This window comes from Gordonia tangerina (genome assembly GCF_021556435.1).
Taxonomy (GTDB): domain Bacteria; phylum Actinomycetota; class Actinomycetes; order Mycobacteriales; family Mycobacteriaceae; genus Gordonia; species Gordonia tangerina.
This window is the reverse complement of record NZ_JAKGCU010000010.1, coordinates 1-16995: the sequence shown is the minus strand read 5'-3', so window position 1 is coordinate 16995 and position 16995 is coordinate 1. Positions and strand designations below refer to the sequence as shown.

The window sequence follows — 16995 nt, the reverse complement described above, 5'->3', positions numbered from 1 at the left end:
GATGCCGGTCATCGTGCGGCCATCACGCGCTGCGCTTCGCGGTCGGCGAACTCCGGGGCCACCCCCGACTTCATCCCGGCGAGTTTGGCGTCGATGTTCTCGGCGACGGTGATCGGCGGATACCCGGGACGCTCGGCGCTCGCGCAACCGGGCAGCGTCTCGATGAGCGCGTCGTGGTTGCCGTCGAAGAAGAAGGCCGCCGACCGCCGACGGATGATGCGGCCGTCGACAACGGGTGGGTCGACGCGATGTACCGTCGAACGCCACCGGTCGTTGGTCCAGCGGGCCATCGCGTCGCCGAGGTTCACCAACAGCGCGCCGTCGGCGGGCTGCACGTCATGCCAGACGCCATCCGCGCCGAGAACCTGGAGACCGGGTACCTGATCGGCCCACAGCACGGTCAGGATGCCGAAGTCGGTGTGCGCCCCCATGCCGGTGAGTTCGCCGGCGAGTTCGATTTCGCCTTCGGGCAGCGTGTAATTGTTCATCTTGAGAGCGTCGATGGAGTGATCGGTCAGCTCGTCGAAGTACCCCTCCGGCAGCCCGAGCGCATCGGTGCAGGCGGTCAGCAGGACGCGTGACACCGTGCGCGCCGCGTCGAACCAGGCCTCGACGCCCGGACGGAAAGCGGGTGCTGCGTCGGGCCACGTGTTGGCCGCATAGCTCGAGGCGGGTAGATCCTTCTCGGCATACCATCCGCGGTCGGAACCGACGGTGAACGCCTCGTAGAAATCGTTCATCTGATTGGCCGCTGCGACTCCGAGGCTCATGCTCAGCGACTCACTCTTGGGCGGACTGTAGCCGCGATTCTCGCCGGGCCGGGTGTAGCGCTTCTTCACCTCCAGCGGCAGGGCGTAGAACTCATCGAGCGCCGCGGTCAGACCATCGATGGTGGCGGCGTCGACGCCATGCCCGACAACCTGTACGAACCCGACTGTGCTGCAGGCGTCGTCGAGTTCGCGGGCGACTCGGGCGCGGTCGGCCGGTGCGCCGGCGGGGTCGACGTAGCTGGAGATGTCGATGGTGGGGACGGTGAACATGATGTTCCCCTTGGCTTTTCGGTGGTTGGTGGCCCTTCGTGACGCTCGGCCAGCGCCTAACTCCTCAGGGACCAGCGGGACGCTCGCAAGCTCGCTCCTCAGGGACCGACGTGACGCTCGGCAGCGGGGGTCACCGCCGACGATGGACGAACGCGTTGAGCACGCTGAAGATGCCGAACACGACGATGCCGAACAGCGAGGCGAGCACGATGGCTGCGATGAGGTCGTCGGACTGCAGTCGCGCACGGTAGATGTCGAGGAGGGTGCCGATCCCCGGCTCCCCCTTCGCGAAGAACATGTCGCCGATGATCGCGCCGACCACGACGAGTCCCGACGCCGTGCGGAAACCGGTCATCATCGACGGCAGGGCGGACGGGAACTCCAGTTTCGCGAGCCGTTGTGCGGTCGACGCCTTCGACAACGTGAACAATTCATGCGAACCCCTGTCCACCGAGATCAGGCCGAAATGGGTGTTGGCGATGATCGGGAAGATCGCGATGATCACGCACACGATGGTGCGCGCCACCATCCCGTAGCCGAACCACAGTCCGATCAGCGGAACGATCGCGAGCACCGGGATGACCTGTAGCACAACGGCCCACGGATAGATCGCACGCTCGAAGAAGGAGCCTCGGCTCATCACCACCCCGACGGCCACCCCGATCAGAGCGGCGAAGACGAATCCGACGACGCTGACCTTCGCGGTGACCCAGAGCGCGTCGAGCATCCGCCCTACATGATCGGGGTCGAGCAACGAATTGGTGAGCACCTCATGCGGCGGTGGAAGAAGGAACCGGCGTGTCGGGTTGAGAATCAGATAGCTGACGCAATACCACAGCCCGATCGCGAGCGCGAACGACAGTGCCGGTGGAAGTCCGTAGCGGACAATCGATCTGATCCAGCGCCGACTCCGCTCCGACGTCGATGCCCGGTCCGGACCCGACGACGTCGGTGCGGCGGAGGTGGTGACGCAGCTCGAAGTGTCGGAAGCCGTTGTGCCGGCCATTGGTCCACTCGCGGGCGTCGCGGAGATGGTAGTGGTCATCGGGCACCTCGCAGGGTTTCGGTGATCTCGGCGACATACTCGACGAAGTGGGCGTCGTAGCGCAGATCGGGATCTCGCGGATAGGGGAAGTCGATTTGCAGGTCGGCGACGATGCGCCCGGGTCGGGCCGACATCACGATGACCCGGTTGGCCAAGAACACCGCCTCCGACACCGAGTGAGTGATGAACATGCCGGTGAACCTGCGTTCGGCGTAGAGCCGCTGCAGTTCGGTCTGCATGTCCAGGCGGGTCATCTCGTCGAGCGCACCGAACGGCTCGTCAAGCAACATCACCTTCGGCTCGGAGGTGAGTGTGCGCGCCAGCGATACCCGCATCTTCATGCCACCCGACAGCATCCGGGGCAACTGTGCTTCGAATCCGCGCAGGCCCACCGCATCGATGGCGCGTTGGGCGCGGGCGCGGCGCTCGGAGCGAGGGAGGCGGCCGATCTCGGCGCAGAGTTCGACGTTTGCCCGCACCGACCGCCATGGCAACAGGGTGGGTTCCTGGAAGATGAAGCCCACCGAGTCGGTCGCGAGCGCGACACTGCCGTCTGTGGGGCGCTCGAGGCCGGCGGCCATCCTCAGCAGTGTCGACTTGCCACACCCGGAGGGACCCACCACCGCGACGAAGTCGCCGTCGGCGATATCGAGGTCGATCCCGTCGAGCGCCCGGGTGCCCGAGCCGAACTGCTTGGTCACGCCGGACGCCGAAATGACGACCCCCTTGGTGAGGTGCCGCGCATCCGCGTCGTTCATGGTGTCGAAGAGGGTCATGTCCTCATCCCTAGGTCGGAAGTACATGTAGATGGCGAGCCATCTGCCACGTCCGATCATTCGTTACATGTATTTCGTCGTGGTATCCGTATGTAAACACTGCATGACGAACAGCCCCTCCACACCAACTTCTTTCAGGCACTTTCGGCAGTTCAGCTGGCCTTACGCGCCTTTTCCGCGCACGCCAGAGCCGCTTTCCGCTACATGCATCGACTGGCGAGAACGTCGGCCTCCCCCTAGCTTTACATGTAGATCGCAGAACGCGACATTCTCGGCATCAGCCCTCAGGAGTTCTCATGACCACACGTGATCTGTTCGCCGCGCGCCGCACTCGCGCCATCGCCGCGGCGACCGCCGCCCTGTGCGCCGCCGCGCTCGCCGGCTGCGGCAGTGACGACGGCACCGATTCCGCCTCGACCGGCAGCTTGGCTCCGGCGTCGGCCGAGACCAGCCTCGCCGAGGTGTGCCCCGAGAACGTCGTGGTGCAGCTGCAGTGGCAGCCGCAGTCCGACATGGCGGGCGTCATCGGGCTGCTCGGACCCGGCTATCAGGTGGACACCGACACGAAGTCGGTGTCCGGCCCGTTGGCCTTCGACGGGCAGGACACCGGCGTCGACATCACCCTGCGTGCCGGCGGTCCGGCCATCGGCTTCCAGTCGGTCCCGTCGGCGATGTACGCCGACGACTCGATCGACCTCGGCCTCGTCCACGGCGACCAGCTGATCGCCGCGGCCACGGATCAGCGCGTCGTGGGTGTGACGCCACTGCTGCAGTACAACCCGTCGATCCTGATGTGGGATCCGGAGACCCACCCGGACCAGAAGACCATCGCCGACATCGGGAAAACCGACGAGACCGTGGTGGTCAGCAAGGACCAGATCTTCCCGCAATGGCTGGTCGCGAAGGGACTACTGAAACAAAGCCAGCTCGACACCAGCTACGACGGTGCGCCGGCCCGCTTCGTCGGCGATCCCAGCATCTCCCAGCAGGGTTTCGCCAACTCCGAGCCCTACACCTATGAGCACGAGACGCCGTCGTGGGACAAGCCGATCGCCTACGCGATGGTGAAGGACGCCGGGTACGACGTATATGCCTCCAACGTGTCGGTGCGCGCCGACAGGCTCGACAGCCTCACCCCGTGCCTGCAGAAACTCGTCCCGATGATCCAGCAGACCGGCAAGGACTACGTTGCCGCGCCGGACGCGATCAACGCGACGATCGTCGACTGGGTGTCTTAGGACGTCGGCTTCACCCCATACAGCGAGGGTGAAGCCGCGTACTCGGCGGCGCTGCTGAAGGACAAGGCCGTCATCGCACCCGGCTCCGACGGTGTGTGGGGTAGCTACGACATGGCCAAGGCCCAGTCGATCATCGACGACCTCACGCCGATCCTGAACGAGAGCGGCGCCGGCCTGCCCACAGATCTGCCCGCCGATCAGCTGTTCACCACGGAGTTCATCAGCGATCAGGTGCGTTGATCCGCGCCGAGCCGCGCACAGGCGCCGACGGCCACCCGAACGCAGCGGGTGGCCGTCGGTGTCTGCCGTCATTCATGACGTCGACGTCCGGCATGTCGGTTTCGGCGTGAGGAAGATAGGGTCGGCCGCGTGGAGTTCTTGCTGATCATCATCGTGGCCCTGCTGCTGATCATTGCGGTGGTCGTGGTGTTCAACTTCCTGGGCAGCCGTAAGGCGAAACGGGCCGAGACCGATGCCCTCAAGCAGCGCGCCTACGGTCCCAAGGACCCGTTCTCGACCGCCGACGACGATGCGGTCCGCGGCGATCCTCGGCAACTCAAGCCCGGCGACCTGGTGGAACTGCGCGGTGAGACGTTCGCGGTACGCGGGACGCTGCGGTTGTCGCAGAGCGGATTCGAGTGGACCGAGAACTTCCTCGACACCGGGACCGGCCGCAAGGCCTGGCTCTCCGTCGAAGACGACCCCGACCTCGAGGTCGTACTGTGGCACGAACTGACCGGCGTCACCCTCACCCCCGGACCGGATGCGCTCGAACTCGACGGGCGGCGCTATCACTCTGACGAGGCAGGGTCGGCCGAGTTCTCCTCCACCGGCACCACCGGCCTGAACCAGCGCGGATCGATGCGTTACCACGATTACGAAGCCGGCGACGAGCGCCTGTCCTTCGAGGATTTCGGCTCCGGCTGGGAGAGCGCCCGCGGTGAGGTCCTCGCACGCAGCGAGTACCGCATCTACCCGACCGATCCGGCGCCGGGCACATGACGGCCGCGGGACTCACGAGCGGCCACGTGCTGCTCGACGTGCCCTACGCCGACACCAGCGCCGCGCAGCTCGCCTTCTCGCTCACCGCCGATCCGCGAGCGCCGCTGGCCCGATGCGACCACCAATTCGGCTCCCGCACCGTGTCGTTGCGACTCCTCGGCGCCAGTCATCAGATCATCGTCGACGACGGTGACCACCGAATGTGCGAGACAGTCGCGTGCCTGCCCGGGCTCGACGAACCGCTTCCGGGCACAGTCGCCGACGGCACCTATACGTTCACGTCGTTGGTCCGCAAGTGCGATGCCGAACAGATGGCGGCTCTGGTCGACGAACTTCATCACCGCACGGCCGATCACCGCGCCCAGGGCTTGCCCGCGTTGCTGGGCCGCTTTCCCGGGCAGCCGATGGCGGTGACCGCGGCGATCGCCACCGCCCGCGGCGACGGCATCGGGTGGCAGACCTGGCACACCTACCCACAGACGGCGGAAGTGGTCACGACCACTGGTGAACTGCGGGACGGCGGGGGCACGCGATGACCTACCCTCCTCCGCCCGGTGGACACCCACCCCCTGGCGGGCCGCCTTCACCCGGTGGGCCACCCCCGGGTGGTCCACCGCCACCGCCCGGCGGCCCGCCACCCGGCGGATTCCGCCCGACCCCCGGATTCGGCGACGACCCTCGTCGCGGCCTGCACCGCACCCGCAACATCATCATCGCGGTGATCGTCATGATCGCAGTGTTCGCGATCGTCGGCACCTGTTCGGTGAAGGCCATCAACGGACTCACCGGCGACAACGCCAACGTCCGCAACTACATCACCGCGAATTACCAGCGAGACCCCGCGCTCGACGAGGGCAGCGTCGACGCCTATGTCGCACAGGGCACACCGTCGTCGGTGGCCTCCGAGTTGAGCGGGGTGGAACAGCCCACCGATCAGCGCGCCGGTGACACTGCGAACACCGAAAACGTCGCGGGCACCGAATTCCTGCAGTATCCGGACTACGTTGTCGGACTGTTCCCGCTCGCGGCCGGGACCACGAAGGTCATGCTGAGCCGCGACTACCGATCCGGGTACAACCACTTCCTGCCGTATGTGGGCGGCTTCTGGGTTCCGACACCGAATTTCGGCGGCTCGGGCAGTAGCTACCGCGGCGGCGGCTCAGGAGGCGGCGGCAAATGACCACCAGCTCGACCATCGCACCACCCTCGATCCCCCATCCGACGCGCATCACCATCTGAACCGGAGGACACGTGCTCACCGACATCGTCCGAAATGGCTACGCAGCCGCAGCATACGGCGGGACCGGCATGGTCCTCATGCTGGCATCGTTTGCGGTCATCGACGCCATGACCCCCGGAAACCTGCGGCACCTGCTGTGGGCCGACCGCAACCGCAATGCCGGAATACTGGTCGGCTCCAACGCCTTCGCCGTCGCCATCATCGTCGCGGCGGCGATCGTGGCGAGCGAGGGCCGACTCGTGGAAGGCCTCACCTACACCGTCGTGTACACCGTCATCGGGGTCGCCATCATGACGATCACCTTCTACATCATCGACCTGTTCACGCCCGGCAAGCTCGGCGAGCTGGTCGTCCACCCGGACAGTCACCCGGCGGTGTGGGTGCACGGTGTCGTGCACATCGCGATCGCGCTGATCGTCGCAGTTTCCATCCTGTAGTCACCTTTCGTCTCGACCATGACCGCCACCGATGACTCCGCGCAGCCCGAGCCCGAGCTGACCGACTTCCCGGTCGCCGACGACGCGGCGCGGCCCTCGGCCCGGTGGTCACGTGCGGCGCTGCTCGCCGTCGTCTTCGTCTGCGCGGCGTGCGGCCTCGTCTACGAGCTCGCGCTTGTGTCGCTCGGCTCGTTCCTGATCGGCAACACCGCGACCCAGGCGTCGATCGTGTTGGCGGTGATGGTGTTCGCGATGGGCATCGGGTCGCTGGCCGCCAAACCCCTGCAGTCGCGGCCGATCGTGACCTTCGCCGCGATCGAACTGGCATTGGCGTTACTCGGCGGCTTGTCGGTGATGGCGCTGTATGCGGCGTTCGCCTATCTGGCCCTGTACACGCCCGCGCTGGTGGTGGTCGCGTTTGTGCTGGGCGTGCTGATCGGCGCCGAGATCCCGTTGCTGATGGTGCTGTTGCAGCGCATCCGCCGACAGGACGCCGGCAGCGCGGTCGCCGACATGTTCGCCGTCGACTACATCGGTGCGCTCGTCGGTGGTCTGTGTTTCCCGTTCCTGCTGCTGCCACTGTTCGGGCAACTCGAGGGCGCCCTGGTGGTGGGTCTGGTCAACGCCGCCGCAGGCTCCTTCCTCGTGTTCGGTGTCTTCCGGCACGACCTGTCAGGTCCGGCACGGGCAGTCCTCGGTGTCGCCGCGGTCTCGGTCATCGCTGCACTGATCGCCGGCATGGTGTTCGCCGACCGGTTCGAGGTGACCGCCCGACAGGCGATGTTCCGCGACCCGATCGTCGCCGCTGAGCGAACCCCGTACCAGGACATCGTGATCACCGAGAGAACCACGCCCCTGGGCCCCGACACCCGGCTCTATCTCAACGGCGACCTGCAGTTCTCGTCGATCGACGAGTACCGGTATCACGAGTCGCTGGTGCATCCGGCGATGGCGGGCACACACCAGCGGGTTCTGGTCCTCGGCGGCGGAGACGGCCTGGCACTACGCGAGGTGCTGCGCTACCCCGATGCCTCGGCGACCCTGGTGGAACTCGACCCGGAGATGATTCGGCTCGGCCGAGAGGACGAACGACTGGCACGACTCAACAAGGGGTCGCTGGACGACCCGCGCAGCACCGTCATCACCGCCGATGCCTTCTCCTGGTTGCGCGAGAACTCCGGCGTGTTCGACGTCATCATCGTCGATATGCCCGATCCGGACGAATCGGCAACCGCCAAACTGTATTCCACAGAGTTCTACTCGTTGGTCGGCGCCCATCTCGCCGATGGTGGTCGAGCCGTGATCCAGGCCGGTTCGCCGTACTTCGCTCCGAAGTCGTTCTGGTGCATCGGCGCAACCGCGGCCTCGGCCGGTCTGCGCACGCTGCCTTACCACGTCGACGTCCCCTCGTTCGGTGATTGGGGCTACTTCCTCGCCGGGGACACCGAACCCGAGCTCGCCCTCGACCTGCCAGTGCAACTTCGCTTCCTCGACGAGGCGGAGTTGACCGCAGCATCGGTGTTCCCCGCAGATCGTCCACCGCTGGACATGCCCCCGTCGACGCTGATGAATCCGCGCATTTTGCGCTATGCGCAGTCGGAGTGGGCGGTCTACTGAGTGACGGCCCTCACGGAGTGTGTGGCAGGGTCTCTGGCGAGCGCGGCGACGTCTGCGCAACCGCCCAGTCAAGGGCATGATCGGCGACCGCCTCCCAACCCGGTTCACCACAGGTCCAGTGCGAACGTCCGGGGAACTCATGGAAGTCCGTGACCGCCCCCGACTTCCGGTACTTGCGGGCGTTGGACTTGTTCACCGCGGCTGGCATGATGTGGTCGGCTCCCCCGGCGATGAACAGCAGTGGCGCACTCCGGCCGTAGTCTACCCACGTCTCCTGATGTCCGGGAAGAAGATTCGCGAACACTCCGTAACGGAACACCCATGCCCCGGGTGCGGGAATCGCATAGCGATCGTAGACGGCCCGCGACTCCGCATCGTCGAGGGTGTTGGTGAACGCGTAATGCCACTGCTCCGGGGTGAACCCGGCGGCCTTGTGGCGGTTGGACCACCGGGTGAGAATCGGCAGCAGCGATTTGACCTGCGATGGCGGCTGAGTGCGCACGCCCTCGGTGGGCGCGGAGTCGATCACCACGCCGGCGGCGCCAAGCCCACGATCGACGAGTAACTGGGTCATGATGCCACCGAACGAGTGCCCCATGAGGATCGGCGGGGTCGGAAGCGCCTCGACCACACCCGCCAGGTGATCGACCGTCTGCGGCACCGTGAGTGTCGCGATCACATCCGGGTTCTCACGCAACGCCTCGACCTCGATGTCGAAGCCCGGATAGGCGGGCGTGATCACCCGGTAGCCCTTGGCTTCGTAGTAGGGCACCCAGTGTTCCCAGGACCGCGGCGTGACCCACAGGCCATGGATGAGGACGATGGTGTCGGGGGTGGCCATGACGGGCTCCGATCCTGATCGGGGGCGAGGCGAAGCTCGGTGCGATGTGCGCGCGGCCACCCTACGGCCGAAACTGCCGCCCGATCTGGTCGTGCACGCACAATTGTGTGCTCTGCGTGCGGTGACCGGCATGGCCGGCGATGCTCATCACCCGGCGTTGTCGCGGCGCCACTGTGACGGCGAAACACCGAAGGCCATGCGGAATCGTTTCGCGAAGTGGGTGGGGTCGACGAACCCGTGTGAGCGCGCGACGGCTGGAATGGTGAGATGGCGCCGGGTGATCAGCGCATCGCGGGCGCGTTCGAGCCGCCGCCGGATGATGTAGTCACCGAGTGCGGGGCCGTCGTTCGGCCACTCCGCATACAGCTTTCGGGTAGAGATGCTGTGCTGTGACGCTATGAGACCCGCGCACAGGTCGGCGTCGGTGAGGTGTTCGTCGATATAGAGCTTCACCCGCACGATGAGTTCAGTTGACGGGCTGGGTTCGCCCGTCCGGACCGACATGAGCAACAGGGAACGGATGAGCTGGATCGTCGGCGGTGCCAGGTCGGGCAGCATCATCGGACAGGTCGCTCCGACACCCCCGAGGTGGGTCAGGTGCTCGCCGACGAACGCCGACAGCGGGTTGGCATCGTTCAGCCCGTCGATACCACGTCGGACTGTGTCGACCGGGAGGGTGAGCCAGGACATTGGAAAGTCCAGTACCACAGCGTTTCCCGGAACGAACGCTCGGAAGTCGAGGGGTTCGGACGGGTCGGCTACGGCAAGCACGCAGGGATTCGCCTGCGCAAGATCACGTCCACGCCGCAGAATCCACCGGTCGTTGTCGGGTACCGCGACCAAAATCCGGAGCGCGATACCCGGGAACCGTCGATTGTCGGTCACCGCGATGCCGTCATATCGGATGCGGGTCAACCACATGTCATCCCCCATCGGGGTGACGTATGTGTCCGGCGTGCCGACGCAATGCCCGCGGGGCGTCGACACGGCGATGTGATCGGCCAATCGCTGTGGCGCCGGGAGCTGACTCACGGGAACATCACCGCTCCGCGGACAGCGCGAGTTGACGCCACATCCTCGGGCTCATCCCGAACGTCGCGCGGAAGCGCCGACTCACATAGGAGGGGTTGGTCAATCCCCAGCGACGGGATATCTCCGCCACCGATCGGTGTCGGGATTCGGGTCGCGCGAGTTCGTCACGGATACCTTCGAGCCGGGAGGAGATGATCCACTGTTCGATGCTGAAGTCCGCCGCGGCGCAGATCGTGAAGAGCCGACGAACCGAGATGTCATGCGCGGCTGCGATCATCGCCGGCGACAGATCGGGTTCGCCGAGGTGGCGACGAACGTAGCCGCGGATGCGAGGCAACAGCACGTCGGCCATCGGCCCACGGCCGTACTCGATGTCGTATGCCGACGTCAGCAGCGCACGCGCCACATCGATTGCGACCGCCCCCACGGACTCGGCGGTGCCGGGATCGGCGCTGAGCCGATCACCGGCGTCGGTCATCTGGTCGATGCAGGTGCGCAGCAACGGGTACACCGGGCTGGCGGGCAGCCGGGTCGACGCCGCCCGGACCACGTCGGTCGGCAGGTTCAGGTCGGCGAGCGGAACATATAGCGCGCGTGAACTTCCGCGGCCCGGCCAGGCGTATCGGTAGGGCGAGTTCATGTCGTTGACCATCAGGTCGCGCGGCGCCACCGCACGCTGGCGGCCGTACATCTCGTGGCGTGCTGTGCTGCGTTCCTGAACAGCGATGGCCAGCACATCCGCCGGACTCGACCGCACCTGCCGGGCCGACCTGGACAGATGCACCCCGGTCATCTGGGCGCGGAAGATACTGGCCCGGCCGTAGGTGAACACCTCGATGAACGAGTCGGCTGCGGTCGGTTCGTCGAGGTCCACCGTGGTCGGCCAGGACTGCTCGAGGAATGAAGTTCGGGTGACCTCTTCGCGGTCGTTGACCGCAACGTCGGCGGAGCGAAACACGATCGCCATGTCTCTCCCTGGGTGACTGACCGATCCCACAATTGCCACAGCGCTGTGACCAGCAATAATACTGCGTACTTCGACGCCACGCGCAATCTCGGCCAGATCGGTCTCAACCCTCGGCCCGCATCGCCCACCAGGCGTACGGCGTCAGGCCGTAGGTGGTGGTGAAGGCCACCGCGAGTGCGGCGAGATCGCGGAATCCGTGCTCACGCGCAAACACCGCATCAGGCTCCACAGGTGCGGACATCAGGTCATGGCGAGCGCGCGACAGACGTGCCCCGACGATCCAACGCTGCACGTCGACGTCCTTCTCGGAGGTGATCCGGCGTAGCTCACACTCCGTCACCCCGACCGCGTGCGCGACGGTGGCCACCGTCAGATCGAGATCTGCGATGTGGTCTGCCAGCAGAGCGTCGATCCGGTGCATCAACTCCGACCACCCGTCGCTGCGGGACATCGGCTGCCCTTGGCGCGCCTGCTGTCGACCCGTGGGTACGCGTCAGCTACTCACCGCGGTCGCGGCGGACAGGATGATCGCGGTCACCGCGTCCGGCCGCGAAACCAGCGAGGCGTGTGAGGCATCCACCGCGGCGGTGCGTCCGGGTGCTGCACGCGACGCCATGAAGCGTTGCAGCGCGGGCGGGATGACCCGGTCTTGCTGCGAGATCAGATACCAACTCGGCACCGTGGTCCACGAGGGGGCGCCGGACGGTTCGAGGTTGGCCGCCAGCGCCGCCGACTTCTGGTGGGCGTACATGTCGGCGGCCACCGCCGGTGAGACGTCCTGGACAAAGATGTCGCGGAAGTACGGTTGGGCGATGTAGCCGTCGATGTTGCGGCCGGCGATTCCGGTCGGGTCGTTCTCGACCACCTTCACCTGCAGCGCGGGGGGCAGCAACCGACTGCCCGGATAGGTGATCGGATTCAGCAGACCCTGGACGAATTCGCCGGAGGCCGGGGCGAACGCAGCGATGTACACGTTGGCGCGGACGTCGGGATCGTGGGTGTTGGTGATGACGAACCCGCCGTAGGAGTGCCCGACGAGCACGATCGGACCGGGGATATCGGTGAGCTTCTTCTCCAGTTGCGCGGAGTCATAGGCCGGCGACCGGAGCGGGTTGTCGAAGGTCTGCACGGTGTAGCCCTGCCCCCGGAGGTTTGCCGCCACGTCCTTCCACCCCGAGGAGTCGGCGAACGCGCCATGCATGAGCACGATCGTCGGTTTCGGGTTCTGCGCGGACGCGGGCCCCGCTGCCACGCCCAAGAGGAGTGCCAGCGCGGAGAGGACCAGCGCGGCGCGGGTGATCCAGAGACGCAGATCAGGACGGAGAGCAGACATCGGCGACCTTTCTCGAAACCGGATGCGATCACCGTAGGGATGGCCCGTCCCCGCCATCTGGTTGCGCGCGCACGGATATGTGCTGAGCGTGCAGCCGGCCTGTTGGTCTCGATGGTCTCAGCGCATCAGGGATGAGAGTGTTGGAGCCATGTCCGGACAGCTCGCGGTAGCGCTGGCGGTGGTGGCCGTCCTGGTCGTGGTGATTGCAGTGGTCTTGATCCGCACCCGGCGGGTGGTCTCCACCCCCACTGAACGTGCCGTGCATTTCGCCCTGCAGACGGCATCCCGGGCGGCTCGGTCGTTGCGTACCGGGCTCTCGGCGGAGTCGGCACGCGATGCCGTACCGCACCTGCGGGCCCTGACCGCCGCCGATGCCGTCGCACTCTACGACGCGCACGGCGCACTGTTGGCCCGCGAACCCGACGACGATCCGTTCTGGGACACCCAGTTGGTCGCGGCAGCCGCGGACACCGCCACGATCGCCGACGACGACCAGCGCCGGGTGTTGGTCAACGATCCGTGCGGCACGGAGTCGCCGGTACGCGCACTGGTCGCGGCGCCCCTCGCAGGCGAGGACACCAGTGTCGGGGTGCTGGTGGTCGCCACCACCCATCGTCCCGGGCCCGGCATGCTCGGCGCGGTCGGCGAGGTCGCCCGGTACGTGTCCAGTCAGATCGAGCTCGCCGAACTCGAGGCGTCCCGGGCACGACTCGATCGCGCCGAGGTGTTGGCGTTGCGAGCACAGATCAGTCCACACTTCATCTACAACGCGCTGAACACGATCGCATCGTTCGTGCGCACCGACCCCGACCGCGCCCGGGAGCTGATCCTGGACTTCGCCGACTTCACCCGCTACTCGTTCCGCGCCGCAGGCGAGTTCACGATTCTGGCCGACGAATTGCGCAACATCGACCGTTACCTGACCCTCGAGCGCGCACGGTTCGGGCCGGCGCTGGATGTGAAGCTGCAGGTGGCGCCCGAGGTCCTCAACGTCGTCGTACCGTTTCTCGCGCTGCAACCGCTGGTGGAGAACGCCGTTCGCCACGGGCTGGCAGGCAAGGGCGGCGGGACCATCACCATCACCGCGGCCGACGAGGGTGCCGACTGCGTCATCACCATCGAGGACGACGGCGTGGGAATGGATCCGGAGCTGTTGCGGTCCGGCGACATCGACGCGCTCGACGCGCCGTCTGCATCTGGTGAACGCAGCGAATCCGACGGGGCGCACGTGGGGCTGACGAATGTGGACCATCGACTGCGCGCCGCATTCGGCAACGACTACGGTCTAGTGGTCGACACCGGTGTGGGTGCGGGTACGCGGGTCGGCATGCGCGTCCCCAAGTTCCGTGCCGGTATCCGCGCGTGACGATCTCGGTGGTGCAAGGAGGTGGCCGATGACCCTCGTCGTCCTTGCCGTCGACGACGAACCGCCGGCACTCGACGAACTGGCCTACCTGCTCGGACGCCAACCCGAGGTCGGCGTGGTGCATACGGCAGGCGACGCCACGCACGCCCTGCGCGAACTCAGCGAGCGGCGTATCGACGCCATCTTCTTGGACATCAACATGCCCGGTCTGAGCGGTCTGGAACTCGCCGGGGTTTTGCGGCAGTACGCCGAACCCCCGCAGGTGGTGTTCGTGACCGCGCACGACGACAAGGCGGTCGACGCCTTCGACGTCGGTGCCGTCGACTACTTGCTGAAACCACTACGTGAGCAACGACTCGAGCAGGCGATCACACGTGTGCTCGCCGGTCGCGACACCGCGCCACGCACTTCCGATCCGGCGGTTCGCGCCGGCGCCACCGACGAGGTCATCCCGGTGGAGATGTCCGGGGTGACCTCACTGGTTCGCCGCGACAGCATCTCCTGGGTGGAGGCGGTCGGCGACTATGCCCGACTGCACTCCGACACCGGCGCACATCTGGTGCGGATTCCGCTGTCCACGTTGGCCACCCGCTGGCAGGATCACGGATTTCAGCGGGTGCACCGCTCCTATCTGGTGGCGTTGCCGATGGTCACCGGTCTGCGCGCCACCGGGTCGTCGACGGTGGTGGCGGTACGTGCCAACGGCGCCTCGGAGGCCGTCGAGTTGCCGGTGAGCCGACGCCAACTGCGCGAACTCAAGGATCTGCTGATCCGCGATCCCATGCGCCAGTATCGTTCCGACGGCGAGCCATGACCGAACAGCCACCCCGCCGCGAACGGGTCGTGCTGTCACAGCGTCGCGGCGCCCGCATGATGCGCACCCGCGTCGAGGTGCAGGAGCAGACCGAGGTGGGTGACGCGCTGGTCCGCGGTTTGATGCGCGCGCAGCTGGGGATCGCGTTGCGGCTGGCAGCGGCCGTGATCGTCGTGATCGTGGCGATCCCGTTGACCGGCACCGTGTTTCCGTGGCTGACCTCGGTGGAGATCCTCGGCGTGCGCCTGAACTGGTTGGTGCTGGTGTTCGCGCTCTATCCGCTGCTCTATGTGGCCGGTCGGATCTATGTGCACTTCGCCGAGCAGGCCGAGCGTGACTTCCTACGGGTCGTCGACGACGAGACCGACCACGAATGAACACCGACGTCGACGCCCTCACCGCGATCGCCCTGGGGCTGGCGGCCATCGCCACCGTCGCCGTTGGCGCCTACGGTGGCCGACTGTCGCGCACCACCTCGGACTTCCTGGTGGCCTCCCGCAGTGTCGGACCGCGATGGAATGCTGCCGCGGTGTCGGGCGAGTACCTCTCGGCCGCATCCTTTCTCGGTGTCGCCGGGCTCGTCGCCAAATATGGGGCCGATGCCCTGTGGTATCCGATCGGATTCACCGCGGGCTACCTGGGGCTGCTGCTGTTCGTCGCGGCACCGCTGCGCCGATCCGGCGCCTATACTGTGCCCGACTTCGCCGAGTTCCGCCTGAACTCCCGCGCCGCGCGCCTGACGTCGATGACCGTGGTCGTGGTGGTGTGCGTGCTCTATCTGATCCCGCAGCTGCAAGGTGCCGGGCTGACCCTGAACATCCTGCTCGGCGCACCGGTGTGGGTGGGTGCGGTCGCCGTGGGGGCCATCGTCATCGTCAACGTGGTCGGCGGCGGCATGCGGTCGATCACCTTTGTGCAGGCGTTTCAGTATTGGCTCAAACTGACCGCCATCGCGGTGCCCGCTCTGGTGTTGCTCGGCGTGTTTCTCACCGACCGTGCGGCGTTGGGAGATCCGGTGCCGCCGCGGGTGGATCAGGCGACCACGGTGAATGTCACCACCCCGGTCACGATGACCGTCCCCGAGGTCGACGGACTACTCATCACAGGCACCCTCGACGGCGCGGATGTGGACGCCGCGCCGTTCCCCAGCATCGGCACCCACGAGGTCGGCGCGGGCAGTGTCATCCGACTCGAGGCCGGCGCGGCAACCCCGGTCGTGGATGGTGCGCCGACGACTGGTGAGGGCTGGATCGCCTCGGGCGGCGGGTTGGGTGGACGTCAGCCCCTGTTCGAGGTGTTGTCGCTGATCATCGCCACCTTTCTGGGGACAATGGGCTTGCCGCACGTGCTGGTGCGGTTCTACACCAACCCGGACGGGCGGTCATCGCGACGCACTGCGCTGGCGGTCATCGCGCTGCTGTCGCTGTTCTATCTGTTCCCGACCGTGTTGGGGGTCCTCGCACGCCTGTATGTACCGCAGTTGCTGATCACCGGTACGTCCGATGCCGCGGTGTTGTTGCTGCCCGCTGCCGCCGTCGGGGGGCTGGCCGGGCAGATCCTGGCGGCGTTGGTGGCCGCTGGTGCCATCGCGGCGTTCCTCGCTACCTCGTCGGGGTTGCTGGTCAGCGTCGCAGGCGCGTTGTCCACGGACGTGCTGCGCGGACGAGTGCGCGACTTCCGCATCGCCGCGCTCATCGGCGGTGTCATCCCGATCGGTCTCTCGCTGGCGGCGTCGTCGCTGGAGTTGTCGCGGACGGTCGGGCTGGTGTTCGCCGTCGCCGCATCGACGTTGTGCCCTCTTCTGGTGCTGGGCATCTGGTGGCGCGGGTTGACCGCGCCTGGCGCGGTTGCCGGGCTCATCGTCGGCGGCGTGAGTTCGGGTGCCGCGACCAGCCTGGCGATCGCCGGGGTGGTGCGCAACGACGTGCTCGGCGGTTGGCCTGCGGAGATCATCGGCTATCCGGCCGCAGTTACCGTGCCACTGGCGTTCGCGACGATGATCGGGGTGAGTCTCGCGACCCGTCGCCGGGTGCCCGACGATCTGGCACGGACCTTCGCCCGCATGCACGTGCCGGAGCGGTTGGGCATGGGGATCGAGCGTCTGCCGAGCGAGTAGACGGTCGCCCGGCGTACGGTGTCGCGTATCGCGCACCACAAGGGTTGCTGTGCAACCGATGTGGCCGTCGGGTACGCGACACCGTTGCGGCGCCGTTGTTTCACGCTATGGAGTTCTCAAGGGACGGTTGC

17 protein-coding genes and 1 pseudogene are annotated in these 16995 nt (G+C 66.7%); 10 read left to right on the top strand and 8 right to left on the bottom strand.

The window, feature by feature from the left end; genetic code table 11:
• Nucleotides 1-8: 8 nt before the first annotated feature.
• From L1892_RS12475 to L1892_RS12465, 3 genes are all read right to left on the bottom strand, one after another.
• Nucleotides 9-1040, bottom strand: coding sequence for an isopenicillin N synthase family dioxygenase (locus L1892_RS12475; RefSeq protein ID WP_235723921.1), 1032 nt, complete (start codon nucleotides 1038-1040; stop codon nucleotides 9-11).
• A gap of 130 nt (nucleotides 1041-1170) precedes the next feature.
• Entirely contained in the window at nucleotides 1171-2085 is a 915-nt protein-coding gene (locus L1892_RS12470) for an ABC transporter permease (protein WP_235723920.1), read from the bottom strand.
• Nucleotides 2082-2861, bottom strand: coding sequence for an ABC transporter ATP-binding protein (locus L1892_RS12465; RefSeq protein WP_235723919.1), 780 nt, complete (start codon nucleotides 2859-2861; stop codon nucleotides 2082-2084). Before L1892_RS12465 ends, L1892_RS12470 begins: the two co-directional genes overlap by 4 nt.
• Nucleotides 2862-3157: 296 nt before the next feature.
• On the opposite strand from L1892_RS12465, the pseudogene L1892_RS12460 reads away from it, so the two are divergent.
• From L1892_RS12460 to L1892_RS12435, 6 genes and pseudogenes are all read left to right on the top strand, one after another.
• Nucleotides 3158-4339 (top strand): annotated as a pseudogene (locus L1892_RS12460) (nitrate ABC transporter substrate-binding protein).
• A gap of 129 nt (nucleotides 4340-4468) precedes the next feature.
• Nucleotides 4469-5101: a DUF4178 domain-containing protein gene (locus tag L1892_RS12455; protein ID WP_235723918.1), complete on the top strand. Its 633-nt coding sequence runs from the start codon at nucleotides 4469-4471 to the stop codon at nucleotides 5099-5101.
• The gene (locus L1892_RS12450) at nucleotides 5098-5637 is read left to right on the top strand and encodes a DUF2617 family protein (RefSeq protein WP_235723917.1); all 540 of its coding nucleotides are present in this window, start codon (nucleotides 5098-5100) and stop codon (nucleotides 5635-5637) included. The genes L1892_RS12455 and L1892_RS12450 overlap by 4 nt, the downstream gene beginning before the upstream one ends.
• The gene (locus L1892_RS12445) at nucleotides 5634-6281 is read left to right on the top strand and encodes a DUF4247 domain-containing protein (RefSeq protein WP_235723916.1); all 648 of its coding nucleotides are present in this window, start codon (nucleotides 5634-5636) and stop codon (nucleotides 6279-6281) included. Before L1892_RS12450 ends, L1892_RS12445 begins: the two co-directional genes overlap by 4 nt.
• 71 nt (nucleotides 6282-6352) lie before the next feature.
• A complete protein-coding gene (locus tag L1892_RS12440; RefSeq protein WP_235723915.1) occupies nucleotides 6353-6778 on the top strand; it encodes a DUF350 domain-containing protein in 426 nt (141 codons plus the stop codon).
• A gap of 18 nt (nucleotides 6779-6796) precedes the next feature.
• Nucleotides 6797-8395: a polyamine aminopropyltransferase gene (locus L1892_RS12435; protein WP_235723914.1), complete on the top strand. Its 1599-nt coding sequence runs from the start codon at nucleotides 6797-6799 to the stop codon at nucleotides 8393-8395.
• Nucleotides 8396-8405: 10 nt separating this feature from the next.
• Here L1892_RS12435 and L1892_RS12430 read toward each other — a convergent pair whose 3' ends face one another.
• The 5 genes from L1892_RS12430 to L1892_RS12410 form a co-directional block, all read right to left on the bottom strand.
• Nucleotides 8406-9236, bottom strand: a complete 831-nt coding sequence (locus L1892_RS12430; protein WP_235723913.1) for an alpha/beta hydrolase — start codon at nucleotides 9234-9236, stop codon at nucleotides 8406-8408.
• A gap of 147 nt (nucleotides 9237-9383) precedes the next feature.
• The gene (locus L1892_RS12425) at nucleotides 9384-10268 is read right to left on the bottom strand and encodes an AraC family transcriptional regulator (protein WP_235723912.1); all 885 of its coding nucleotides are present in this window, start codon (nucleotides 10266-10268) and stop codon (nucleotides 9384-9386) included.
• A gap of 7 nt (nucleotides 10269-10275) precedes the next feature.
• Nucleotides 10276-11235, bottom strand: a complete 960-nt coding sequence (locus L1892_RS12420; RefSeq protein ID WP_235723911.1) for a helix-turn-helix domain-containing protein — start codon at nucleotides 11233-11235, stop codon at nucleotides 10276-10278.
• Between the two features lie 103 nt (nucleotides 11236-11338).
• Nucleotides 11339-11686 (bottom strand): helix-turn-helix transcriptional regulator, encoded by a 348-nt coding sequence (locus L1892_RS12415; RefSeq protein WP_235723910.1) that lies wholly within the window; start codon nucleotides 11684-11686, stop codon nucleotides 11339-11341.
• Between the two features lie 42 nt (nucleotides 11687-11728).
• Complete coding sequence (locus L1892_RS12410; protein WP_235723909.1) at nucleotides 11729-12568, bottom strand: alpha/beta hydrolase; 840 nt, start codon at nucleotides 12566-12568, stop codon at nucleotides 11729-11731.
• A 148-nt stretch (nucleotides 12569-12716) separates the two neighbouring features.
• Between L1892_RS12410 and L1892_RS12405 the strand changes: the two genes are divergently transcribed.
• The 4 genes from L1892_RS12405 to L1892_RS12390 are packed head-to-tail and all read left to right on the top strand — an operon-like array spanning nucleotide 12717 to nucleotide 16864.
• Entirely contained in the window at nucleotides 12717-13934 is a 1218-nt protein-coding gene (locus L1892_RS12405) for a sensor histidine kinase (protein ID WP_235723908.1), read from the top strand.
• 28 nt (nucleotides 13935-13962) lie between these two features.
• A complete protein-coding gene (locus tag L1892_RS12400) occupies nucleotides 13963-14748 on the top strand; it encodes a LytR/AlgR family response regulator transcription factor (protein WP_235723907.1) in 786 nt (261 codons plus the stop codon).
• Complete coding sequence (locus L1892_RS12395) at nucleotides 14745-15125, top strand: hypothetical protein (protein WP_235723906.1); 381 nt, start codon at nucleotides 14745-14747, stop codon at nucleotides 15123-15125. The genes L1892_RS12400 and L1892_RS12395 overlap by 4 nt, the downstream gene beginning before the upstream one ends.
• Nucleotides 15122-16864 carry a sodium/solute symporter gene (locus L1892_RS12390; RefSeq protein ID WP_235723905.1) on the top strand — a complete coding sequence of 581 codons (1743 nt, stop codon included), beginning with the start codon at nucleotides 15122-15124 and terminating at the stop codon, nucleotides 16862-16864. The genes L1892_RS12395 and L1892_RS12390 overlap by 4 nt, the downstream gene beginning before the upstream one ends.
• Nucleotides 16865-16995: the final 131 nt, after the last annotated feature.